General features: G+C 35.0%; 18 protein-coding genes. 1 reads left to right on the forward strand and 17 read right to left on the reverse strand.

Translation table 11 applies throughout. The annotated features are described in order from the left end of the window. Positions 1-122: 122 nt before the first annotated feature. The gene (locus AC4FQ3_RS10620; protein WP_491181832.1) at positions 123-5915 is read left to right on the forward strand and encodes a DUF8693 domain-containing protein; all 5793 of its coding nucleotides are present in this window, start codon (positions 123-125) and stop codon (positions 5913-5915) included. 76 nt (positions 5916-5991) lie between these two features. On the opposite strand, the gene AC4FQ3_RS10625 is transcribed toward AC4FQ3_RS10620, so the two are convergent. From AC4FQ3_RS10625 to AC4FQ3_RS10705, 17 genes are all read right to left on the reverse strand, one after another. After that, positions 5992-7161 (reverse strand): beta-ketoacyl synthase N-terminal-like domain-containing protein, encoded by a 1170-nt coding sequence (locus AC4FQ3_RS10625; protein ID WP_491181833.1) that lies wholly within the window; start codon positions 7159-7161, stop codon positions 5992-5994. A 104-nt stretch (positions 7162-7265) separates the two neighbouring features. Beyond that, on the reverse strand, positions 7266-8537 hold the full coding sequence (gene bioA, locus AC4FQ3_RS10630; protein WP_491181834.1) for an adenosylmethionine--8-amino-7-oxononanoate transaminase: 1272 nt from the start codon (positions 8535-8537) through the stop codon (positions 7266-7268). Between the two features lie 101 nt (positions 8538-8638). After that, a complete protein-coding gene (gene bioD / locus AC4FQ3_RS10635) occupies positions 8639-9277 on the reverse strand; it encodes a dethiobiotin synthase (protein WP_491181835.1) in 639 nt (212 codons plus the stop codon). 268 nt (positions 9278-9545) lie between these two features. After that, positions 9546-9953, reverse strand: a complete 408-nt coding sequence (locus AC4FQ3_RS10640; protein ID WP_491181836.1) for a GxxExxY protein — start codon at positions 9951-9953, stop codon at positions 9546-9548. A gap of 41 nt (positions 9954-9994) precedes the next feature. Then, entirely contained in the window at positions 9995-11131 is a 1137-nt protein-coding gene (locus tag AC4FQ3_RS10645; RefSeq protein WP_491181837.1) for an aminotransferase class I/II-fold pyridoxal phosphate-dependent enzyme, read from the reverse strand. Positions 11132-11200: 69 nt separating this feature from the next. Then, positions 11201-11836, reverse strand: coding sequence for an NAD(P)-dependent oxidoreductase (locus AC4FQ3_RS10650; protein ID WP_491181838.1), 636 nt, complete (start codon positions 11834-11836; stop codon positions 11201-11203). Positions 11837-12002: 166 nt separating this feature from the next. Continuing rightward, on the reverse strand, positions 12003-12533 hold the full coding sequence (locus tag AC4FQ3_RS10655; protein ID WP_302093964.1) for a hypothetical protein: 531 nt from the start codon (positions 12531-12533) through the stop codon (positions 12003-12005). Positions 12534-12595: 62 nt separating this feature from the next. After that, positions 12596-12877, reverse strand: coding sequence for a F0F1 ATP synthase subunit delta/epsilon (locus AC4FQ3_RS10660; RefSeq protein WP_073394301.1), 282 nt, complete (start codon positions 12875-12877; stop codon positions 12596-12598). An 82-nt stretch (positions 12878-12959) separates the two neighbouring features. Next, on the reverse strand, positions 12960-14471 hold the full coding sequence (atpD, locus tag AC4FQ3_RS10665; protein ID WP_042563499.1) for a F0F1 ATP synthase subunit beta: 1512 nt from the start codon (positions 14469-14471) through the stop codon (positions 12960-12962). A 234-nt stretch (positions 14472-14705) separates the two neighbouring features. Further along, on the reverse strand, positions 14706-16277 hold the full coding sequence (locus AC4FQ3_RS10670) for a G-D-S-L family lipolytic protein (RefSeq protein WP_491181839.1): 1572 nt from the start codon (positions 16275-16277) through the stop codon (positions 14706-14708). Between the two features lie 88 nt (positions 16278-16365). Further along, complete coding sequence (locus AC4FQ3_RS10675) at positions 16366-19176, reverse strand: carboxypeptidase-like regulatory domain-containing protein (protein ID WP_491181840.1); 2811 nt, start codon at positions 19174-19176, stop codon at positions 16366-16368. Between the two features lie 315 nt (positions 19177-19491). Beyond that, the gene (locus tag AC4FQ3_RS10680) at positions 19492-20421 is read right to left on the reverse strand and encodes a hypothetical protein (protein ID WP_491181841.1); all 930 of its coding nucleotides are present in this window, start codon (positions 20419-20421) and stop codon (positions 19492-19494) included. A 3-nt stretch (positions 20422-20424) separates the two neighbouring features. After that, positions 20425-20973: a hypothetical protein gene (locus tag AC4FQ3_RS10685; protein WP_491181842.1), complete on the reverse strand. Its 549-nt coding sequence runs from the start codon at positions 20971-20973 to the stop codon at positions 20425-20427. A 29-nt stretch (positions 20974-21002) separates the two neighbouring features. Further along, positions 21003-21362, reverse strand: a complete 360-nt coding sequence (locus AC4FQ3_RS10690) for a hypothetical protein (RefSeq protein ID WP_491181843.1) — start codon at positions 21360-21362, stop codon at positions 21003-21005. Between the two features lie 27 nt (positions 21363-21389). Continuing rightward, positions 21390-22253, reverse strand: coding sequence for a hypothetical protein (locus AC4FQ3_RS10695; protein ID WP_491181844.1), 864 nt, complete (start codon positions 22251-22253; stop codon positions 21390-21392). 2 nt (positions 22254-22255) lie between these two features. Continuing rightward, positions 22256-22981 carry a tail fiber protein gene (locus tag AC4FQ3_RS10700; protein ID WP_491181845.1) on the reverse strand — a complete coding sequence of 242 codons (726 nt, stop codon included), beginning with the start codon at positions 22979-22981 and terminating at the stop codon, positions 22256-22258. 2 nt (positions 22982-22983) lie between these two features. Further along, complete coding sequence (locus tag AC4FQ3_RS10705) at positions 22984-23952, reverse strand: hypothetical protein (RefSeq protein WP_491181846.1); 969 nt, start codon at positions 23950-23952, stop codon at positions 22984-22986. Positions 23953-24382 lie beyond the last annotated feature (430 nt).

Here is a 24382-nt window from a genome sequence, read left to right on the forward strand (position 1 = left end):
ACATTAACATTTAAAAACTGTTCTAATCATAAAATCGTAAGTGATTAAATATCAGTGTTTTTTATTTTTTAAAGAATGCTGATAAGTTTTTTTCAAAATGTAATCACAAATACCACTACTATATGATTAGAAAACTACTTTTATTAGTAAAGCTTTTATTTACTATAATTTTTACTGAAAAATCTTTTATTCCTAGCGTGAAACTGCTTTGTTTGGGGATGTTTTTTGTTGTTTCATTTGCTAATGCAGCTACTCGATATTCTGTGAATAATGGAAATTGGAATTCTACTGCAACCTGGTCTACAAGTGCAGGTGGTGGTTCAGGTGCAAGTGTTCCGGTAGCAGGAGATGTTGTTTATATAGATGGAAATTCAATTACTGTTACCGCAGATGCTGCTTGTACATCAATTACTTTTCGTGGAAACATCAACACCTTGACAATTAATTCAGGTGTTTCGCTAACTTTAGCAACAACTGCAGCAGGAACAATAATTTATGAGTCTTCAGCTTCCAGTAGCAGATCAACTACTATTACAGGTGGTGGAACCTTAAATTGTACTTCTTTGACTGTTGGTAGTAATGTTAATCCCAATGCACAGTTAAGTACATCAATAACTTCAACTATTTCGAATTTAAACATTACTGGAAATTTGACACTTGACAGTAGAAGAAGTGGTGGTAATACGGTTAATGCAGCATTTTATTTGCAAAGTGGTATTTTAAATTTAGATGGTCAAATTATAACTACTAACGAGCATTCGTCAAATACTTCAACATTTTCTATGGCTAGCGGTGCACAATCTGGGACATTGTTAATTAGTAATACAACTCCCTTTTCACTATCTGGAACAGGAGGCAGTACCGTTGCATTAAATGGAACATCATCAACGGTAAATTATGATGGGGTAAATCAAACAGTTAGATCTACTGCCTATACAAATCTTACACTTTCAAATGGCGGAACAAAAACTTTTGCAGCAGCATTAGCTATTACCAATCTATTATCCATTTCTACAAATACTGTTGCCGCTTTAGGGAGTTTTCAGCATACTGCCGGAATTCTAACTTTAGGAGGTGCCGGACCATTAACTTCTACTTGGGGACATACAAATTCAAATCCGGTAGCTGCAAATACTAATAATACTTTTTTTGCTGCCGCTAATACCGGAAGAATAACAGTCGCCGGAGCACCTTATCCAGCTATTGATAATAATTATGCATCCTACGGTATAACAGGGCAAATAACCGGAGTAAGAGGAGAAAACGATGGAGTTTTAACATTAACAGCTCCAGATGGAACTGTTTTCATAAATGTTAAATTTGCAAGTTATGGCCTTCCGGGCGGAACTTCTCCGAATTTCACAATTGGATCTTGTCATGCATTCAATAGCCGTACTGTTACTACAGGATTGTTAGGTAACACTTCTGCAACTATTCCGGCGTCTGGGGCATTTAACGATACATTTGGCGATCCATGCTTTGGAATTGTTAAAAATTATTATGTTGTGGCAACATACGCCAAGCCTATTTGTTCAGGTACAACTCCAAGCACTATAATTGGTTCTGATCCTTCTGGAGGAAATGGAACTTACAATTATTTATGGGAAGTTAGTACAACTAGTGCCATTGCAGGATATACAACTGCTCCTGGAATAAGTACTGGCAGAGATTATACAATTCCTTCAGCTATTAGTCAAAAAACCTGGTATAGAAGAACTGTAACTTCAGGTATTTATTCCGATCCAACAATTGTGGTAATTCCTGTAAATACAACTTCAGAAATTAGTGCGCCGACTTCAGTAACTTCATCTTCTAGTACAGTTTGTTCTGGGAATGCTATTACACTAACAGCTGTGGGAGGAAGTTTTGGTAGTGCTGGTGGATATGCAGAATGGACTACAGGCTCATGTTCAGGACCGGTAATTGGAACATCTGCTCTTCCAGGTGGGGCTTTAACTTTAACTCCTACAGGAAATGCAACTTATTATGTTAAATATAAAAATTCTTGTGGTGCGACAACATGTGCCTCAATAAGTGTTAACAATCCAACGTCTGTAACATTAACAAATAGTAACTACAGTACTTGTTTTAATTCTACATTGGTACAAAATAGATCTATTACTTATTCTGCTACGACAGGTTCTCCAACTTCATTTAGTATAGATTGGGATACAGCCGCAAATACTGCAGGAATAGCAGATAGAACAAATATAGCTAATACATTTGTCGCTACTCCTTCAACAATTAACAATGCAATTGTAGTGCCTGCAAATACACCAGCTGGAACTTATACCGGGATATTAACTGTAAGAACAGGAACATGCGTAAGTTTTGGAAATACAATAACCATTACAGTTAATGCATTACCAACACCAACATTTACTGCCCAGCCTGCATCATCAACTTGTATTGGAACTTCTGTTACTTATACGACACAAGCGTCAATGTCTAATTATGTTTGGGGATTTCCAGGAACTGCAGGAACAGATTATACAATTGTTTCTGGTGGAGCGACTACTAATAACACAGTTACTTTAAAATATCTTACAGCGGGGAGTAAAACTGTAACTATTAATTATACTAATGTTTCTGATGGATGTACTGCAGCTTCTGCAACATCATCATCTGCAGTTACAGTAAATGCATTACCAACGCCAACTTTTATTGCACAACCAACAGCGTTAACTTGTATTGGCACTGCTGTTACTTATACTACACAAGCGGCAATGTCCAATTATGTTTGGGGATTTCCGGGAACTGCGGGAACAGATTATGCAATTGTTTCTGGTGGAACTAGTGCTGATAATACGGTTACTTTAAGATATCTAACAGCTGGAAGTAAAACAGTAACTATCAATTATACAAATGTTCCTAATAGTTGTACAGCAACTTCAGCGACATCTTCATCTGCAACTACTGTAAATGCGTTACCAACACCAACATTTACTACCCAGCCTGCAGCATCAACTTGTATTGGTACTTCTGTTATTTATACTACACAAGCGGCAATGTCCAATTATGTGTGGGGATTCCCGGGAACCGCAGGAACAGATTACACAATTGTTTCTGGTGGAACTAGCGCTGATAATACAGTTACTTTAAGATATCTAACAGCTGGAAGCAAAACAGTTACGATTAATTATACAAATGTTCCTAATAGTTGTACAGCAACTTCAGCGACATCTTCATCTGCAACTACTGTAAATGCGTTACCAACACCAACATTTACTGCCCAGCCTGCAGCATCAACTTGTATTGGCACTTCTGTTACTTACACTACACAGGTATCAATGTCTAATTATGTATGGGGATTACCGGGAGTAGCAGGAACAGATTATGCAATTATTTCAGGAGGAACTAGCAATGATAGTTCAGTAACGTTAAGATATTTAACAACAGGAAGCAAAACAGTAACTATTAATTATACAACTGTTCCTAATAGTTGTACAGCGACTTCAGCGACATCTTCATCTGCAACTACTGTAAATGCGTTACCAACACCAACATTTACTGCCCAGCCTGCAGCATCAACTTGTATTGGTACTTCTGTTACTTACACTACACAAGGTGCAATGTCCAATTATGTTTGGGGAATCCCGGGAACCGCAGGAACTAATTATACAATTGTTTCTGGTGGAACTAGTGCTGATAATACGGTTACTTTAAGATATCTAACAACTGGAAGTAAAACAGTAACTATTAATTATACAACTGTTCCTAATAGTTGTACAGCAACTTCGGCGACATCTTCATCTGCAACTACTGTAAATGCGTTACCAACGCCAACATTTACTGCCCAACCTGCAGGATCAACTTGTATTGGTACTTCTGTTACTTACACTACTCAAGCGGCAATGTCTACCTATGTGTGGGGATTTCCGGGAACTGCAGGAACAGATTATACAATTGTTTCTGGTGGAACTAGCGCTGATAATACAGTAACTTTAAGATATCTAACATCTGGAAGTAAAACAGTAACTATTAATTATACAACTGTTCCTAATGGATGTACTGCAACTTCGGCGACTTCTTCATCTGCAATTACAGTAAATGCGTTACCAACAACACCAAGTATAGCAGTACAAACAGAGGTTAACTGTACTACTTCGGGAAGTGTAACATTAAATAATTTACCTGCAGGTAACTGGACAATAAATCAAACTGGTTTCGTTTCAAATACAATCAATAACACAGGAACTAGCTATACAGTTACAGGTCTTGCAGCCGGAACATACAGATTTACAGTAAGTAATGGGACTTGTACTTCATCAGTTTCTTCAGATGTTACAATCCTCGATCAATCTTCTACGACGTGGAGCGGTACAGCGTGGTCAAACGGTACCCCTGATGCAAGCAAAGCGGCCATTATTGCAGGAGCTTTTACCATATCTTCTGATTTGACTGCCTGCTCCCTTACCATAAATCCGGCAATAGCCATAACAGTACCTTCAAACTATACCCTTACAGTTGTAAACGCACTTACGGTTTCTGCAACTGCATCGTTGACATTCGAGAACCATTCAAGCCTGGTTCAGGTAAATGACAATGCCGTGAACTCAGGAAACATAAAATACAAACGTATTGCCCCAAAAATCAGGCGAGGTGATTTCGTATACTGGTCAACACCGGTAAGTCCTCAAAAACTTATTGATGTTTCTCCTTTGACTTTAGGGGATAAATATTTCGGATACAGTGGCGATAATTGGGTAATTACCAATAAAAATACGGTTATGAAAGTCGGTAAAGGATATATCATCCGTGGGCCGCAAACCTATTCGCTGACAGTAAAAGCAGATTATCCTGCTGAGTTTAACGGCGTGCCCAACAATGGTGTAATTTTAGGTGAAACACTAACGGCAGGCAAACCGTATTTGATCGGAAACCCATATCCTTCTGCCCTGAGCGCCAAAAAATTCCTGGACCAAAACACAGCTATTTTAGAAGGAACCCTGTATTTCTGGACCCATAATACACCGGTTACCTTAACAGGTGCCTACACTTATACTTCAGATGATTATGCCAGTTATAATTTAACGGGAAGCACAGTTGTAAAAGAACGTGCCATTACCGGAGGAACACCCGGAAATAACAACGAGGAACCATCTGGATTCATAGGCGCCGGACAATCCTTCTTTGCAACGTCCAAAGCTGGCGGAACAGTGACCTTTAACAATGACATGCGACTTGGAGCTGCCGATAACACGCAGTTTTTCAAATCCGCATCAAAAGAAACTACTGATGCACACCACGTATGGCTGAATATGACCAATACAAAGGGAGTCTTCAAGCAAATGCTGGTAGGTTACGTGCAGGGGGCAACCAATGAATACGAGGACAGATACGACGGGGTGAGTTTTAATGCCAATCCGTATGTTGATTTCTATAGTATTGACAACGGAAACAATTATGTAATCCAGGGACGTGCCCTGCCTTTTACAGATACAGATCAGGTTCCTTTGGGGTACAATACAACGATAAACGGAGATTTTACGATTTCTATTGATAAGACCGATGGTGATTTGAGCAGCCATGCCATTTATCTGGAAGACAAGAAAACCGGGGTAATACACGATTTAACAACAAGCGATTATACCTTTACTACCGAGAAAGGAACTTTTAGCGATCGTTTGGTATTGCGTTACACCAACAAAACACTTGGAACGGGAGATTTTGAAAATGTTGAAAACGGACTTCTGGTTTCTGTAAAAGACAAAACCATCAAGGTAACTTCTTCGGCAGAAAACATAAAAGAGGTAACGGTTTTCGATATCTCGGGAAAACTGCTTTACAGCAAAAAGAAAGCAGGCACAACAGAGCTTCAAATACAAAACCTGCAATCATCCAATCAGGTATTGCTTGTAAAAGTTACTCTTGAGAATGACTTTACTGCAACTAAAAAGATTATTTTTAATTAAAAGTGGCAATCTTAAATAAAAAATCCATTCCGCAAAACGGAATGGATTTTTTTATGGCTAAAATTCGATTCAAATACTATGCTTTTTCAATCAAAATACTAACAGCATTTCCACCAAAACCAACAGCATTAATTAAAACCTTTTTTATTGTTTTCGTGTGATTCTGTTTTGCTGAAAAAGGTACTTCAATAAAAGTATTATTTTTCATCATTAAAAGAGCTAACTCTAAACTCAATATTCCGGAAGCACCAAAAGTGTGTCCTATTTTCCATTTATTTGTAGTTAGTAAAGGTAATTTCTCTCCAAATACTTTTTCTATTGCACGCAACTCTGTCAAATCTCCTTTTATTGTTCCCGGTGCATGCATTACAATTGCATCAATATCTTCTAGATTTTCATCTTTTAAAGCCATTTTCATAGACTTTTGAAAACAATCTGCTTCTGCAGAAATTGAAATATTATGCTCTAAAATCTCGGTTGCATAACCTACTCCGGTAATATAAGCAATTGCGTTTTCTTTCTCTCCCGATTCTAAACAGCAAACTGCCGCACCTTCACCCAAAATCATGGTGTTTTGTGTTTTCTCAAAATCAAAAGCCAGATTTGGCCAAAGTTCTTTTTCCTGATCAATACGCGAATATATTTTTAGAGCACGCATTTGAGCAATCGTAAAATCAGTCAACGGAGCTTCACTTCCTCCTACCAAAAATTTATCGGCCATGCCAGATTTCAGCCATGCAACTCCATTCAATACTGCATGAAGCGCTGTAGAACACGTAATAGAGTGTGAAATTTCCGGACCTACACTTTGTAAATCGTGAGCAATCCAGGATGAAATATTTCCTAAAGTAGTTGTTGGCGATGCTAAAGTTTGTGCTTTTCCGCTATCTAAATATGCTGCATAATGTTTCTCGAATAGATCTGTCGCTCCACGTGAAGAACCAATATTAATTCCGAAAACATCATTCGAACTCCAGCCTGCCTGTTCAACCGCTTTTCGTGAAGCCGTTAAAGCAAACAATACAGAATCATCCAGAAATTTATATTTAATATCTGATTCGCGAACTTGAGCAATAATTTGCTTTGATTCCTGATCGAGAGCAGCAACAGAAGTTTCTTGTTGATCTAAAAATTGTTTCGAAAAACAGTGTTGATTATCAAGATATTTTTTCCAAACAGCATCAGTATTATTTCCTAAAGGAGAAATAGAAGAAAAAGCTGTTATGGCGATTTTTTGTGTATTCAAAATATTTTATTTAGTAAAAAAATAGACCACGGATTAAACTGATTTACGCTGGTAATTATTAAAACCGGTGAAACCTGTTTAATCCGTGCCATCTGTGGGCAAAATTACACCATTTCAATGGCTTCCTCAATTGTTTTGTAAACTTTTTGAAGCTGTTCGTCTGTCATAATATATGGTGGAAGAACGTATACTATATTTCCAACCGGACGTAAAATAACTCCTTTTTCAATAAAGAAATTATACAGTTTGTTACGCATTGATCCGTAATAACTTTCTTCTGAATCTGATTTAATTTCAACTGCAAAAATAACTCCCAAAGTTCTGGCAGTTACAACTTTTGCGTGATTTTCAATTTTCTTTTGAAATCTCAAATGACTCGCATTTATTCTCTCAATACTAGATTGCATTTCTGTAGTTTGCAATAAATCAATACTTGCCAAAGCTGCGGCACAACCCGTTGGATTTGCCGTAAAAGTATGTCCGTGAAATAATGCTTTATTAATATCATCATCATAAAAAGCATCAAAAACTTCCTGAGTAAAAGTTGTAATTGCCATCGGGATTGTTCCTCCTGTCAAAGCTTTCGACAAACAAATCATGTCCGGATTTTCATCAACATAGTCCATCGCAAAAGTTTTTCCGGTTTTACCAAAGCCTGTCATTACTTCATCGGCAATAGTCAAAACATTATTCTCTTTACAAATCTGAATTAATTTTGCTAATGCTTCCGGCTCATACATTACCATTCCGGCTGCTCCCTGCACCAAAGGTTCGAAGATAAATCCGGCACAATTATGATTTTCAATTACATTTATTAAAGTATCAAAACTAGCTTGCTCCTGCCCTTTTACCGGAACCGGAATTCTCACAACATCAATAAACATTCCTTGAAATGCCTGCGTATAAAATGAAATTCCACTAGCGGCCATTGCCGCAAAAGTGTCACCGTGAAAAGCATTTTCAAAAGCAATTATTGTAGTTCGTTTTTCATTTTTATTAAAAAAATATTGCAAAGCTACTTTAATCGCAACCTCAACAGCAGTTGAACCATTATCTGAAAAGAATACTTTCTGTTGATTTTTTGGCAGAATTTCAATTAATTTCTCTGCTACTTTTATGGCTGGTTCGTGTGTAAAACCTCCAAACAAAACATGCTCCAAAGTCGTAAGTTGCTTATAAATGGCATCTGCAATAAATTTATTACTGTGCCCAAACGGATTTACCCACCAGGATGCGATCGCATCGATATATTCTTTGCCATTTTCATCCCAAAGCAAAGCACCTTCACCTCTAGAAATAGCTATTGGTGTTTGAGCTGTTTTATGTTGTGTATAAGGATGCCAAAGATATTGGCTGTCTTTTTCTGTTAATGTCATGGTATTTAGAAAATAGAGTAGAGAGTATAGAAAAAAGACTAGACTTCTATAATTTTGACAAAGATAGGAAAGTCTATTTTCTTTATTCTATATTCTTTGTTCTATAAATTTAGAAGATTGTCCCGAAATAAATCAGCATATTCGCGAATTACATTTTGGTCGAAATACGGTTCTTCGTCAATTCTTCCAATAAATTTTATCTTGGTTTTATTCAGAATTAAACTTTCTGTTGATTTATTTTCGCTTCCGCTAAAGATAATTCCAGAGACTTCAAAACCTCGATTTCGAATGGCTTCAATAGTTAATAATGTATGATTGATGCTTCCCAAATAATGTCTTGAAACTACAATGACTTTATAATCAGGCTGAATCAAATCAATAATTGAATCTTCTTCGTTTAACGGAACAAAAATTCCGCCGGCGCCTTCAATAACCAAATGATTATCTGTTTTTGGTTCCTGAATTTTTTTTAAATCAATTGTAATTCCATCAATTTCTGCAGCCAAATGCGGACTTGCGGGCGTATTTAATTGATAAGAATTGGGATAGAATTGGGATTTGGTACTTCGGCTTCGCTCAGTATGACAACTTAGTAAACTTTTTACTTTGTGACTATCCGAATTATCTAAATCTCCTGCCTGAACGGGTTTCCAATAATCGGCTTCGAGGGCTTCAACAACAATTGCCGAAGTTATGGTTTTGCCAACATCGGTAGAAATACCGGTTATAAATATTTTCATAATTAATAGACCGCGGATGACACAGATTGAGCCGATTATCGCGGATTTATTTTTTAATTTATACAAACCAACTAGATAATTTGTATAAATCAGTTCGATCTGTTTTGTACTTGAGTTATTCCACAAAAATACCAATAAACAATAAACCCATCATTACGTGGGTTCTATTTTTTCTATTCTTCTTTTAATTCGTCTCAAATCTTTTTGATTTCCTTTTGCATTTTCGTTATCACAATTATTAAACTAAAAACATCAACTTCCTAAATGTTCATTCCGAGAGATTCTTCAAATTATGCTTTCTGTTATTTGTATAAACTAAGCGTTTAAAATCTGGGCTTTCTCCAAAATTAAGGACTAATCCAACTTCAATTTTTGTTGATTTTAAGTAATTCATTAATTGTGCTACATGTGCATTTACTAGACATTCACAAGACTTGAGTTCAAGAATTATTGCGTCTTCAACTAATAAATCAGCATAAAATTCGCCAACTAATTTATTTTTGAAATAAACTTTTATTTGCTTTTGAGCTTCAACTTTATAACCTTGTTCAATTAGTTCAAAATACATTGCGTTTTGATATACTTTTTCGAGAAAGCCATAACCAAGTTGATTATAAACGTCGTAAAATATTTTTAAAATAGGTTTAGAAATTTCTTTATGTAGTAAATCAGTCATAATCATCCGTGCAAACCTGCTTAATCCGTTTAATCGGCGGGCTAAAATACGAAATTTCCTAACAATTGTAAGATCTGATTAATTTCTTCTTCTGAATTATAGCTGTGAATACAAAAACGTAAACGTTCCTGACCTTCCGGAACAGTTGGAGACAATATTGGCTTTACATCAAAACCTTTATCCTGAAGCTGTTGAGCCAATTGTTTTACATTTTGATTGCCCGGAACTATGGCCGATTGAATAGCTGATTTGCTTCGAACAAACATTGGCTTTAATCCTAATAAATTTTTCTGCTGATTAAAAAACACAATGTTCTGGCGCAATTTTTCAATATTTGCTTTTTCGATTTCCAGATGTTGATAGGCAGTAAGAATTGTAATTACGGAATGTGGAGATAATCCGGTTGTATAAATAAAACTTCGGGCAAAATTGACCAGATATTCTTTAAGATCAGAACTTCCCAAAACTGCTGCTCCGTGACAGCCTAATCCTTTTCCGAAAGTCATTATTCTGGCAAAGATGCGATTGTGTAATTGCAGATATTGCATTAAGCCTTCACCATTTTCTCCAAAAACGCCCAACGTATGCGCTTCATCAACAATTAAATAACAATTGTATTTTTCAGAAAGTAAAACCAATTCTTCCAGATTAGGACTATCACCATCCATCGAGAAAACGGTTTCTGTAACGATGTAAATATTTGTTTCGGGAAATTTCTGAATTAATCGTTCTAAATCTTCAAAATCATTGTGATTGAATTTATACGATTTGGCATTCGACATTGTAATTCCGTCCCTGATTGAAGCATGACTTAATTCATCATACAATATAACATCATTTCTTTGCGGTACAGCGCTAAAAAAGCCAACATTGGCATCGTAACCCGAATTGAAAATTAGAGCCGATTCTACGTCATGAAATTGCGCAATAAAAATTTCTGTATTTTGGTATGCATCATGATTACCAGAAATCAATCGGGAACCTGTTGCGCCGTTTTGCAGGATTTCATTTTCAATCAAATAATGATGCGTTTGTTTGAAAATGCTTTCTGATTTTGAAAAACCAATATAATCATTAGAAGAAAAATCAACAAGATTATTAAAGCTTGGCAACTTTCTTAGTGAGTTATTCTCCTTTCGGATTTCTAATTTCTGTATAAGGTTTTCAGGTAATTTCATAAAAGCAAAGTTATGAAAATGATATTAAACAGCGGGTTTGATGTTACCCGCTGTTTATTTTAAAGCTTGTTAATTGGTTATAAATGGTGATTTTCTAATGAATTCATCATCTGTAATTTGATCAACCATAAAATTTGCAATATCTCCAGCATTGATTTTATCACCGGGACAATCTTCCAAATCAACTATTATTGTTGAATTAACATATGTAAATTCAATAAACGGAACGCGAACTAATATCCAGTCTATATTGCTATTCACCAAAAGATCATAGGTTTTTTGACGATCTTCCTGAATTACCGGAAAATTGGTTTTCATATATTCTGTAGCCAAAGTAGTTTTGGTACTTTTATTATCAAAAGGTGTATCAATATTAAGTCCTGCCAATAAAATGTAGCGTTTTATTCCGAAGTCATTCATCGATTTCAAAACATTCATTGTAGCAGAACTTGCTACCAAAGGTTCACCTTGACGCTGGCCGATTGTACTAATAACAGCATCACAATCTTCAAGCAATAACTGAATACTTTTAGAATTAATTGCGTCACCTTCAATAATTTCGATATTTGGATCTTGAATTGTAAAATCTTCCGGATGTCTCAGCAAAAGTTTTATGCTAAATCCTTCATTCAATAACTGGTTTACAAGATATTTTCCAGTTCTGCCACCGCCTCCAAGAACGGCAACTTTTTTTATATTTTTCATGTATTTTCTTTATAAAATTTTGACATAGATAAATCACGTTTTATCAATGCGATAAAACGAAAAAATAAAAGCTTACTGAACTTTTATAATGATCAATATTTTATAAAGAGATTTTAATACTTCAAAAGTAAAAAATAAAAGCGATTCGTAATTGTCTGACTTTTATTTATTTTAGGTTTTCTTTTTCTACCCAGACGAAGTTTCCTCTTTCGGTCGCATCGAGTATATCAATATTTAGTTTATTTGATATGTCCAGACAAAATTGATACGCCGCTTCTTTACTCTCAAAACTAAACATTTTATAATGCCTGTTTTTAACATACCAGAGATTAGTACCATACTCACCCCATTTATCCTGAAAAAAAGAAACATATTCAAACTCTGTTACTTTAGATTTTACATCGTATGAAAATGACCCCACAACGTATCTTGTTATAATAACACTATCTGTAACATTTATAATAATGTCTCTTGTGGCAGAAAAAGTTAATCCATAAATAAAACAGAATCCTCCAACAGAAACAAATGCTGTCATTAGCTTAATAAAAAGAATAAAAGAAATGCCTAAATAAAGTACATAAATAACAATCCCTAACAAATAGATAAAAATACCGTAAAAGACAGCCGCTAGTACTAATTCGTACCAACTTCTTTTCTTAGCTAAAATCGAAATTTCAAATTTGTCATTATTTTTCATGTTCCAAAAATAAAAAAAGCCAAACAATTACGTTTGGCTTTTTCATTTATTTTGAAACTGTTTTAGTCTGCTAAAACAATTACTTTATTGTCTTTCATCTCGATTGTACCTGAATTGATCTCTAATGTATAGGTCTGTTCGTTTACTTTCGTGAATTTACTCGCTACCTCTTTAGAAAAATTAAACTTTGGAGCTGTAATTTTTACAGTTCCTTTTTCCAGAATAGAAACAATAGGAGCGTGATTATTCAATATTTGAAAGCTTCCATCAACTCCAGGCAATGTAACTGAAGTTACTTCTCCTGAAAATAATTTTGCTTCTGGTGATACTATTTCTAAAATCATCTTTTTTTAGTTATGAGTTATAAGTTATGAGTTATAAGTGAGTTGAAACTCATAATTTATAACTCATAAATCATAATTTATATTAAGCTTCAGCCAACATTTTTTCTCCAGCTTCGATAGCATCCTGAATAGAACCTTTCAAGTTGAAAGCTGCTTCAGGAAGGTGATCTAACTCACCGTCGATAATCATGTTAAATCCTTTGATAGTATCTTTAATGTCAACCAATACTCCAGGAATACCTGTAAATTGTTCCGCTACGTGGAAAGGCTGAGACAAGAAACGTTGAACACGACGTGCTCTTGATACTGATAATTTATCTTCTTCTGATAATTCTTCCATACCTAAGATCGCAATAATATCTTGCAATTGTTTGTATTTTTGAAGAATTTCTTTTACTCTTTGTGCACAGTCGTAGTGCTCATTTCCTAAAATTTGAGGAGTTAAAATTCTTGAAGTAGAATCTAACGGGTCAACCGCTGGGTAAATACCTAGCTCAGCAATTTTACGAGACAATACTGTTGTAGCATCTAAGTGGGCGAAAGTTGTAGCCGGCGCCGGGTCAGTTAAATCATCCGCAGGAACGTAAACCGCCTGTACAGATGTAATAGATCCTTTGTTTGTAGATGTAATACGCTCTTGCATAGCTCCCATCTCTGTTGCCAAAGTTGGTTGGTATCCTACTGCAGAAGGCATACGACCTAAAAGTGCTGATACTTCAGAACCTGCTTGTGTAAAACGGAAGATGTTATCAACGAAAAACAATACGTCTTTACCTTGATCAGTTCCTGCTCCATCACGGAAGTACTCTGCGATAGATAATCCTGAAAGTGCTACACGTGCACGAGCTCCAGGAGGCTCATTCATTTGTCCGAAAACGAAAGTAGCTTTAGACTCTCTCATTCCTGGCATATCTACTTTAGATAAATCCCATCCTCCATTTTCCATAGAGTGCATGAAATCATCACCATATTTAATAATTCCTGACTCTAACATCTCACGAAGCAAGTCATTTCCTTCACGTGTTCTTTCTCCTACTCCTGCGAATACAGAAAGTCCACCGTGACCTTTTGCAATATTGTTGATCAACTCCTGAATCAATACTGTTTTTCCAACACCTGCACCACCAAACAATCCAATTTTACCTCCTTTTGCATAAGGCTCAATTAAATCGATTACTTTAATACCTGTGAATAAAACTTCTGATGAAGTTGATAGATCTTCGAATTTAGGAGCTGATCTGTGGATAGACAAACCATTTTCTCCTGTTTTTGGCAAGTTTCCTAAACCATCAATTGCATCTCCAATTACATTAAATAATCTTCCATATACATCTGGACCGATTGGCATTTGGATTGGATTTCCTGTTCCAACTACTTCATATCCTCTTGACAAACCGTCTGTAGAGTCCATAGAAATGGTACGAACAGTGTTTTCTCCAATGTGAGATTGCACTTCTAGAACTAACAATGTTCCGTCTTTTTTAGTGATTTCTAGTGAATCATAAATTTTTGGAAGTTCAACATCCTTACCGTTGAAAACTACGTCAACTACTGGTCCAATGATTTGAGCAACTTTTCCTATTACTTTTGACATTACTTATGTATTTATTAAATAGCTATTTAGGTTTATCGAAAATACCTCTTTTTTCAGAGCGCAAAGATAATTTTTTAAAATATAAAATCAATTTTTTTTTCATAAAAAATACCATGATTTTGTTTGATTCCTAAAAGTCAGGCTTCAAATATCTAAAATGGCAATTTTTTCCACAAATAAAAAAAGCCACTGCATTTTGAAATGAGCGGCTTTCTTCGTAAAAAAAATGGTTTTTTATAATGATTTTGGATATTGACTTGGATATGTGCTCAAATCTACATGACGTAAAGTTGAACCGTATTTTGCATTAATCGCGTCTACAAATATATTAGCAATTAATGCATAACCCCTTGCGCTTGGGTGAATTCCGTCTAATGAAAAAGCACCGCCGGTAACATAGGCAGATGTTAAACTGAAATTTCCAAATTTGATTCCTGTACTTGCCAATTGCGTCAACACAGCTCTAGTATCAACTAATGCCAGACCTTTTTCAGTTGCAACTGCAGCAATTGTTGTATTAAAGGCGTCTGTTGCAGTTTTAATTTCTGCAATTTCAGTAGGAATCAATACGTGTTTATCTTGTAATGGGTATGTAACACCAAATTTATTTAATGGAGCCGGCGGTGCAATTCCAATTCCAGAGTCACCAGCAACAGGAGCTGTACCAATAACTGTTCTGGTTGGTAATACCGGAAGATCTGTAGCTTTGGCTTGTCTTGCCTGTCCAAAAACAGCACCATAAAAAGCCGCTGTTTGCGCACCCAAAGTTGGAGTAAAAGCAGCTGTTAACTGAGCAGATAAATTTGACAGACTTTCATCTTTAATTAATAATGGATTTGCACCTGTTTCAGACAATAAATTAATTCTGTCACCTGCACTAAAAGCTGTCAAAGCTTGTTTTAACGGTCCATATAATTGTGCGTTAAGTGCTTGAATAGTTGCTTTTCCGACAGCCTCATCATTATTACCTAAAGATTTAGCCGTAAGCGGATTGTAAGGAACTGTTGTAAAATAAGGCAAAGCCGTGATATAAGGTAAATTTGCCACAACACCTTTTGCTCCATTTGCGGTTAAAGCAGTCGCCATAGAAGTATATACATTTGCAAAAACAGCAGGATCTGTAATATCATTGCTGCCATAAGTTGCCGGATTTGGATTACCTGTCTGATCTTTTCCAACTCCGCCAGAAGTTGCATAACTCAGGACATCATTTCCTCCAATAAACAAAGAGAAAAATGTAGGTGTCTGAATTAACGCATCTGCCAAAACTGAAGTTGAAGGTGAACTTGCAAATCGAACAAAATAAGGATTCGCTGCCCCAATAGCCAAACCTGCCGGATTACCATAACCGTTTGCTACTAAGTGAAAGCTTTTAGCACCAGGAACTCCTAAATTATTAAAGGTACCTGTAAGATGTGTCATAACTTCGGTAGTTGGCACGCCAGATACAGGAAGTGGCGCGGTTCCGTTAAAGTACAAACGTGGTCCGAAAGCCGGATTTACCTGACCTCCAAACAATAATCCTCCAATATTATCATTTGCATACGGTATCGTAAAAGTACCGCCACCTGCTGCCGCAAACTGTTGAGATAATATATTGGCGTAGCCGTTTTCCTGTCCTTTTTTAAACAATGAATTATCGCTGTAGCCCGCAGCAAAAGAATCTCCAAGTGCTACATATTTTGTAAAAACTGCCGAACCCGGAGTTACAGGAACTTCTTCGGGAGTATTGTTATCATCGTCATTATTACAAGCCGCTATAAAGGTCAAAGAAACCAATAATAGCCATTTTATATTTTTTTTCATGTTATTAACTTTTAAATTATTAGCTCTTTCTTATTAGTAAGCCGTAAAAAGAAAGAAAATCTTTTTTGATCAAATAAACACTGTCGTTTTAAGGATTAATTATCCATGAAGCAAACCACATCTGACCAACCATACCTGCACCAACTACCTGAAGGTAATCTTTCCCGAAAAGATTTGTTGCTCCAACTTTAATAACAGATTTTAATTTTGGAATACCATAATTAACCTGAGCATCAAGCACTGTATTTTCCGGAATCATTCCGTCACCAAAAGAAGATTGCCACAAATATTCTGTATTCCATCTTACATTAACATTAAAACCTAAGTTTTTAGTCACTTTAGCATTTCCAAAAGAACCTTTAATTCTGTGTTTCGGAGTATTAAATCCTGCAACAAAACTTGGATCTTCTGTTTGATCAAAATCAAATTGAGCATAATTGTAATTAACTCCTAATTCAAAGTCTTTATATACTTTTTTAGACAATCCAACTCCAAAACCTAATGATGTAATTTGAGCAATAGTATTGGTATATACCTGATAAACTCTTCTGTCACCAAAAGCCAAAGCAGCATAACTTAATTGAACATTAGGATCTGTAGGATCTGATCCTGCTGTTCCATAATAAGGAGTAATTACTCTAGAGGTATTCATAAAATCGTTGTAAATATTGTAGTATCCATTGATATCAATAGACAAATCGTTTTGAACCACTGTACGATAACCTACTTCAAAAGCCTGTACTTCTTCTGGTTTTACTAATCTAGGATTTGCTACTTTAAGATCTGCTGGATTTGCAGATGCCGCGAATGCCTGAACAGAAGCTAATGTATAAGAGTTTTCATAAGCACTACGACCTGATAAATCAACTGTTGCCCCATTACCTGGTAAAGCCTGACCGGCAAGACTTACAGGCTGAGTTTCCTGAAAACGATCTAAATTATCAGCTGCAGAACCAATTAATGCAAAAGGCCCTAAATCTAAACCAATATATTGATCCTGAGTAGTTGGGTTACGGAAACCTGTCTGATAGGATACTCTGAAATTATGTCTTTTTGATTCACCTGCAGAATATACAAATGAAATTCTTGGCGAAACATTACCGTCAAAATTCTGGCTTTTATCGTAACGTACAGATCCTGTAAATTTTAATCTGTCGTCCATCCATTTTTTTTGCAATTGTGCATATGCACCATATTCTTTATAATCGATCGGACCATCGTAATCTGTAAAGATTGTTCCTTCTGAATCCATTATATATTTTCTCCAAGAACCACCAACCTGAATTTCGGCAAATTTGATAAGATCTCTGAAATTATAATTTATATCTGAATGATATAATTTTGAATGATCAATAAATTTTGCTCCCTGAGTTAAATCAGGATTAGAAGTTACAGTAGTAAGCGCATTATTAAATTGTGCAGAACCCGGCTCAAATCTTGCTGATCTTGGAGCACTTGGATTAAGAGGATCAATATTTGGAGTTAATCCTAAACCTGGCGCAACATTGTAATCAGCAAAATTTCTTGCATAATTAGCAGCGTCATTTGCATTAAAACCAAGTACTGCTGATGATAATTGAAATGCTGTTCCGTAATCTGTAAACCAGTTTTTATCTGATTTTGCTAATCTGTTTACATTCCATCCGGCAAATCTCATATCATAAGAATCTCCTGCATCTTCACTTGTAAAATAAACCCTTCCAAAAAAGTTCTTCCCTTTTATTTCAAATTTACCCTGTTGCATTAAGAAATCTTTCAAAGCATATCTGTTTGCTCCCTGATAAATTGTACTTCCTGTACCGATTTTATATTGCAATATAATTTCAGTATCATCTGCAAAAGGCTTGATGTGAGCGCTAAAATCGGCCTTCATACTTGTAACTTTGTTATCAGTTAAGTCCTGCTCGCGGTATCCGGTTCTGCTTACTTGTCCAACATTTGGAATAAACGTTGTAACTTCATCTCCATATATATTTAATCCATCGTAATTTTGATTCATTGCATGTCCAACAGAACCTCCGGTCATACTTCTCGTATCTGCTGCGATCCATTCGGAAGCCTCCATGTACGTGAAATTTGCTTTCAAAGCAAAATGTTTGGTAAATGCTTTTGCTGCTCTGATTCCAAAATCATTATAATCATTTGTTCCGGCAGCATCCTGACTTGTTTGTCCGTATTTATAATAGACACTTATTCCTTCATTAGCAAAAGGACTTTTACTAGTCATAAACATAATACCGTTAAAAGCATTGGCGCCGTATAATGCAGAAGATGCTCCCGGCAAAAGTTCTACACTTGCCACATCAATATCAGAAACACCAATTAAGTTTCCTAACACAAAGTTTAAGGCTGGTGATGAATTATCCATTCCGTCGACTAATTGCATAAAACGAGTATTTGCCACTGTAGCAAAACCTCTGGTATTTATTGATTTAAAAGAAATACTACTTGTGTTAAAATTCACCTCTTTTAAATTCTCTAAACCGTCATAAAAAGTAGCTGCCGTGGTGTTTTTAATTTCCTGAATTCCCATTCTTTCAATTGTAACAGGAGATTCGATTACACGTTCAGGAGTTCTCGAAGCAGAAACTACAATTTCGTCTAATTTCGTTTCTTCATCTTTTAAAACTACACTGACATTTTGATTTAATGATGTAATATTGATTGTTTTTGTTTCAAATCCTACTGCCGAAACTTTAATTACAAAAGGTGGTTTAGCAGAAGTATTCAATTTAAAGGAACCATCAAAATCGGTTGAAGCTCCACTCGAACTTCCCACTACATTAATATTGGCACCAGGAATAGATTGTTTGTTACTGTCGGTTACGGAACCGGTAACTGTATTCTGCGCAAAGGAAATTCCGCAGAAAAACAACATAATTAGCAAATACACTCTCATTGGTTTAGGTTTTTTGTTAGTTTATGTTACCAAAATACAAATAATTTTGATATTAATAAAAAAACGTTAAAAAAAATTAATATTACACATGTTTTTTGCCTGTATTTTAACTTTTCTGTATTCTGTTTTGTTAAACTAACAGCAAGAAGAGTGCTTTGGCAATCTTAATTACTATGCATACATATAAAAATTAAGATAAAAAATGAGGATTTAATAAAAATACAACGTTGTAGAAAAATATTTGATAAATAAAAAAAGCGAGATACAAAATCTCGCTTTTTAACATTATGTCGCTTTTTATTACTTTACTGAAATTTATTCTACTTTTTCTAATCGGTTTTTTAAATCGATGATTTGCTTATTTTGTTCGATCATGTAGAGTGTCATTTCTTCCATTTTCTTAAGCAGGCTTAAATTCATTTCTGCCAGCATTAATCCATTTTTCTCTATTTCCGTTGCAGATGGAATTTCCGGTAAATGACTATTTTGCTTAATGTAATCTTCAACTTCCTGTAATGATTTTAGTTTATAATCATTCGCAAAAACATAATCAGGAACTGATCCTGCGTTAATTGTTACTTTTACTTCTTGCGCATGAATGTTTCCAGCCACAGTAAGTCTCGAATCTGGATGTGTTGTACCGATGCCGACGTTGCCGTTTCCTTGAATCCGCAATTTTTCAGTTTGACCTGTTCCATGCGACTCTTGTGTAAAGAACTGCATTCCGTAAATATTAGAACCTTCGCTTTCAGTGATTGACCTTATAGAAGTACCAAAAGTTACAAGATTGTCATTTGCAATAGAATGTGCAATCATTATAGCAGAACTGTTATTACTATTAGGTAAATTTCTAACCGATAAACTACCATAGATTGTTTGAATCCCTGTAAAGGTATTTTCGCTTCGAGTAGCTAATTCGTTCCATGGATTCCAAATACCAACTCCATTATTTAAATCGGCATTTTTGGTTCTAAAAGAAATTCGATTACCCCCATTTGGACCGTAATCAGCACTAATCTGACAATCGTATCTATTATCAAAACCTCCAAAACTTATTAATGCCCCATTCCACGGCGTGCCTGCAGTCGCATATGAAAAAGTATAACCTCCTTTAAAAGTATCTGCTTCACCGGGTGTCCTTATACTGTAAGTTGGGTTTAAAGTTTGCGCTACCATGTTTATTACATTAAACAATACAATTGCCAATGTTATAATTATTTTACTAGTCTCGTTTTTTTTATGCATCTGTTATTTTAATTTTTGTTCAATTTTAGATAGTCTTTCAAAAACTATTTTAAAAGATTCATTTTCTTTCTTTATCTGTTCAATTTTCTTATTTTGTTCAATCATATAAAGCGTCATTTCCTCTATCTTCTTAAGAAGGCTTAAATTCATTTCTGCCAGCATTAATCCATTTTTCTCTATTTCTGTTGCAGATGGGATTTCAGGTAAATGACTATTTTCTTTTATATAATTTTCAACTTCCTGAAGTGATTTTAGTTTATAATCATTAGCAAAAACATAATCAGGAACATCTCCTGCTTTAACTGTTACTTTTACTTCTCTTGCATGAATGTTTCCGGCAACTGTAAGTTTAGAATCGGGGTTATCTGCACCAATACCCACGTTACCGTTTTCAATTAATCTTATAGAAGCATTATTTGCATATTTACCTACAACATTTATTTCAGTAAAATCTCCAATTCCCGAAATCCAACTTGTGTAAAGAATTTTGTTACTTGCCCATGTTGTTCCACCCACTGATAATTTTACCCCATGAAATTCCCCTACTGTCAATGGAGAAGTTAATACCGATGTAGATATACCTACAGATCCTGCGATATTTTGATTTCCGCTAAAGTTATTGTCTCCAATGTCGTTACTAATTCATTCCATGGATTCCAAGAATTACTATAATCTCCATTTCTGGTTCTAAAGGAAATTCGGTTTTTTTGATAATCAGAGTTTATTTGGCAATCATAATTGTTTCCAGCTCCTCCGAAACTTATTAACGCTCCATTCCATGGAGTTCCTGCCGCTGTATACGAAAATGTATATCCTCCACGAAAAGAATCAGCTGCACCAGGTGCGGTTATGGTAAAAGTTGGGTTCAAGGTTTGTGCTTTTACAGTTATTACACCTAATACCCCAAGTACAATTACAATTAAAAATTTATTTACTTTCATTTTATATAGTTAAAAAATTCATAGTAGTTATCTTTTTTCTTTTTCTAATTTTTCAATTCGTTTATTTTGTTCAATTATATAAAGCGTTAATTCTTCAACTTTCTTAAGTAAATTCAAATTCATTTCTGCCAGCATTAATCCGTTCTTTTCTATTTCCGTTGCAGATGGAATTTCCGGCAAATGACTATTTTCTTTTATATAATTTTCAACTTCCTGAAGTGATTTTAATTTATAATTATTAGCAAAAACATAATCAGGAACTGATCCTGCATTAATTGTTACTTTTACTTCTCGCGCATGAATGTTTCCGGCTACTGTAAGTTTAGAATCTGGATTTGGTGTGCCGATGCCGACGTTGCCGTTTCCTTGAATTCGCAATTTTTCAGTTTGACCAGTTTGATGAGATTGCTGAGTAAAAAACTGCAGAGCATAAATATTTGCATCAGCACTTTCGGTAAAAGTTCTAACAGAAGTTCCAAATGTATCGTAGTCACCAATACTAATAGAATGCGCAATCATAATTGCTGATTCATTAAGCCTATTTTCAAAGTTTCTCACAATTATATTCCCATTCCTTACTTCAAGTTTTGCCAAAGGATTAGTGGTACCTATACCAAAATTTCCAGAAGCAATAAAAGAATTTCCTCTATCTTTAAAATACACATCATTACCAATTCTCGTTCCTCCACTAAAATCATTTTCAAAATTTAGAGCCAAAACATTGTAGTCTGCATGAACAAAAGCCCTTCCCCCTGACCCTCTATCTGTAAACCTAAAGGTCACATCAGCGAGACCATTGTAACTAAAAATATTACTTCCATTTGGGGAGTTAATTTGAGAGAATGCATTGAAGGATGCAATAATGAAGATAAAGGTGACAATATTTTTCATAATTATTTTTTATCGCTTTTTAAAAGTTCAATTTCCTTTTTCATTTCAATCATATAAAGCGTCAACTCTTCAATCTTCTTAAGCAACGTCAAATTCATTTCTGCCAGCATTAATCCATTTTTCTCTATTTCCGTTGCAGATTGAATTTCTGGTAAATGACTATTTTGTTTGATGTAATCTTCAACTTCCTCTAATGATTTTAATTTGTAATCGTTCGAAAAAACATAATCAGGAACTACTCCTGCGCTAATTGTTACTTTTACTTCCTGTGCATGAATGTTTCCGGCTACTGTAAGTTTAGAATCTGGATTTGGTGTGCCGATGCCTATGTTACCAGCCTGATTAATGCGCATACGTTCGACATTAGAAGTTCCAAAAACAATATTTCGATCCATATCGGGAACTATAGAATATCCTGAAATATCTATATAAGTTTTAGCCCAAGGAGTCGTTCCTCCTCCAGCAGATAATCTTAAAAAACCATCATCCATCATGTTTCCGTGCATACTATATCCCCTTATCTCTCCATATTCAGAAGTTCCTGACAAAAGTGCAGGTCGGGGCAAAGCATTATTTAAACCACTATTTAATGTTATAGAACCTACAACAGATAATTTACTTACCGGATTCTCAGTTCCTATACCAATATTTCCCGTTGGCGAAAGATTATTTTGACAAAAAACAACATTACTAATTAATAATATTACAAGAATATATAGCTTTTTCATTTTTATTTATTTTCAAGATGTTTTATTCTTTTTTCTAAATCAATTTGATTCTTTTTAAATAAATCATTCTCTTTTTTGATTTGTTCATTCTCCTTTTTAAACTCAATCATGTATAGCGTCAATTCTTCAATCTTCTTAAGTAAATTCATATTCATTTCTGCCAACATTAAACCGCTATTTTCTATTTCCCCGGCTGATGGTATTTCTGGTAAATGATGATTTTGCTTAATATATTCTTCGACTTCATGCAATGATTTTAATTTATAATCATTTGCAAAAACATAATCGGGAACTGATCCTGCATTAATTGTTACTTTTACTTCTTGTGCATGAATGTTTCCGGCAACTGTGAGTTTTGAAGTTGGGTTTGTTGTGCCAATGCCAACATTTCCATTTTTCAAGATTCGAATAAAACCATAACTATCACGATAACTTGCAACTTTTAAATCTGTAAAATCTCCTAAAGCATCAGTATAGCCAGTTTCAATTATCGAAGTACTTATCCATGTAGAATTCCCTACTGCCAGTTTAACACCGTGATTATTTCCAACTGAAAAATTTCCACCTATATAACCATTCCCTTCAATTTTTAGATTACCTATAGATTCAACATCATTTTTTGAATCTAATATGTTACGCCAATCAGTCCAGTTATTTTGACCATAAAATGCCGTTCTGTACTTTATCCTGTCGTTGTCAGCTCCTGTACCAACAAAATAAAGCTGAGAAACTAAATGATTCACTCTTCCATTTATTTCTAACAATGAACCATATTGAGAAGGTGAATTTGCACTATTATAATTATCCCAAAGTTTTATGGACATAGGATCTATACCAACTCGTGGAGAACTAGTAAAATCTTTTTGATTCTGAGCCCAATTCAAACTTTTAGTCCCCAAATTACCATCAAAAGTTTGACTGTAAGAAGACGCGTAAAAGAGTATTGTAAAAAAAAGGAATGTTCTTTTCATGTATTTATTTATTTTAGTTTTTTGTTCAATTTTAAATAATCTTTCGAAAACAGTTTTAATACCTTCATTTTCTTTTTGTAATATCTCAATTTACAAAGACTGTTTATGCTTTTCTTTACCCATTCGATCATATAAAGTAGGATTTCTTCTATTTTCTTAAGCAAATATAGATTTATCTCTGCCAGCATTAAACCATTTCCTCCACTACCGCACGAATCCTTTCGTGTGGCTCCTCACTGGCGCGAGCATCTTACTCGTAAACGCAATCAAAATCAATCAGTTGATTTCCTAAACAACAATTCTTTACATTTTATATCCGTTTAATTATTTCATCTATAACAAACTTAACTTCTTGTCTTGTCCTAAAATAGGTTTACACAAAAGTGTAAAAATATGGAAAGATATTCAAAAACATCATCTTCAAAATGGC

Source organism: Flavobacterium sp. AK-345 (genome assembly GCF_058310175.1).

What these genes read in the sequence shown, in the direction of transcription:
- AC4FQ3_RS10620 (WP_491181832.1), top strand. Translation starts at nt 123, where the DNA reads ATGATTAGAAAACTACTTTTATTAGTAAAGCTTTTATTTACTATAATT.
- bioA (WP_491181834.1), bottom strand. Translation starts at nt 8,537, where the DNA reads ATGACATTAACAGAAAAAGACAGCCAATATCTTTGGCATCCTTATACA.
- bioD (WP_491181835.1), bottom strand. Translation starts at nt 9,277, where the DNA reads ATGAAAATATTTATAACCGGTATTTCTACCGATGTTGGCAAAACCATA.
- AC4FQ3_RS10640 (WP_491181836.1), bottom strand. Translation starts at nt 9,953, where the DNA reads ATGACTGATTTACTACATAAAGAAATTTCTAAACCTATTTTAAAAATA.
- AC4FQ3_RS10645 (WP_491181837.1), bottom strand. Translation starts at nt 11,131, where the DNA reads ATGAAATTACCTGAAAACCTTATACAGAAATTAGAAATCCGAAAGGAG.
- AC4FQ3_RS10650 (WP_491181838.1), bottom strand. Translation starts at nt 11,836, where the DNA reads ATGAAAAATATAAAAAAAGTTGCCGTTCTTGGAGGCGGTGGCAGAACT.
- AC4FQ3_RS10655 (WP_302093964.1), bottom strand. Translation starts at nt 12,533, where the DNA reads ATGAAAAATAATGACAAATTTGAAATTTCGATTTTAGCTAAGAAAAGA.
- AC4FQ3_RS10660 (WP_073394301.1), bottom strand. Translation starts at nt 12,877, where the DNA reads ATGATTTTAGAAATAGTATCACCAGAAGCAAAATTATTTTCAGGAGAA.
- atpD (WP_042563499.1), bottom strand. Translation starts at nt 14,471, where the DNA reads ATGTCAAAAGTAATAGGAAAAGTTGCTCAAATCATTGGACCAGTAGTT.
- AC4FQ3_RS10670 (WP_491181839.1), bottom strand. Translation starts at nt 16,277, where the DNA reads ATGAAAAAAAATATAAAATGGCTATTATTGGTTTCTTTGACCTTTATA.
- AC4FQ3_RS10675 (WP_491181840.1), bottom strand. Translation starts at nt 19,176, where the DNA reads ATGAGAGTGTATTTGCTAATTATGTTGTTTTTCTGCGGAATTTCCTTT.
- AC4FQ3_RS10680 (WP_491181841.1), bottom strand. Translation starts at nt 20,421, where the DNA reads ATGCATAAAAAAAACGAGACTAGTAAAATAATTATAACATTGGCAATT.
- AC4FQ3_RS10690 (WP_491181843.1), bottom strand. Translation starts at nt 21,362, where the DNA reads ATGAAAGTAAATAAATTTTTAATTGTAATTGTACTTGGGGTATTAGGT.
- AC4FQ3_RS10695 (WP_491181844.1), bottom strand. Translation starts at nt 22,253, where the DNA reads ATGAAAAATATTGTCACCTTTATCTTCATTATTGCATCCTTCAATGCA.
- AC4FQ3_RS10700 (WP_491181845.1), bottom strand. Translation starts at nt 22,981, where the DNA reads ATGAAAAAGCTATATATTCTTGTAATATTATTAATTAGTAATGTTGTT.
- AC4FQ3_RS10705 (WP_491181846.1), bottom strand. Translation starts at nt 23,952, where the DNA reads ATGAAAAGAACATTCCTTTTTTTTACAATACTCTTTTACGCGTCTTCT.